Genomic DNA, 552 nt, shown 5'->3' with positions numbered 1-552 from the left:
ATTTGACGACCGGATAGACCGATTCGGCTACGCTATTGGCCTGTTTGGTCTATCCGTGAGCCCCATCGCATTCGCGCAGTACTACGGCCAACAAGGTGCCACGACGCTCCCATTCGTGATTTTATTTATAGGTGTAATCTCGTTTCTACTTTTCACTTCAAAAGCCCGGCAACAGTCAGAACACATTCACTGATACGCGCTATCAAGCACGAACAGGGTGTCTGAAGACTCTGTGATATGGCGCTGGCAGGTGGTGTACGAGGAAATGCTGTTAGGTTCTTCACCAGTACTGAACGATTCGTGACCTCGCTGTATTGACCACAGTCGGTCAGAAAGTGCCACTCACCGAGAATTTTAACAAGGCCGATTTTCGCCTTCGGTTCCATTTCTGATCTTTACAGCCAAACGATGAGCGCCCACAGATGGCGCTCGTCGCTAACATTGAGTTCTGACGATGAACACGTTCTTCCGAGGGTTTGTACTCGGTAACAACGGGGTGCTTCATACGATTTTGTATAATTGGGCTTCAACGGAACCGTGAAAGAATGATAT

The 552-nt window shown here is 48.6% G+C and carries 1 pseudogene; it reads left to right on the top strand.

The features are described 5' to 3' along the window. Window positions 1–193: pseudogene (locus DVK07_RS24045) on the top strand (hypothetical protein); the annotation flags it as partial. Window positions 194–552 lie beyond the last annotated feature (359 nt).

The sequence above is a fragment of the Halorubrum sp. Atlit-26R genome (genome assembly GCF_003666015.1).
Lineage (GTDB): Archaea > Halobacteriota > Halobacteria > Halobacteriales > Haloferacaceae > Halorubrum.
This window is presented reverse-complemented; position numbering and strand designations above follow the sequence as displayed.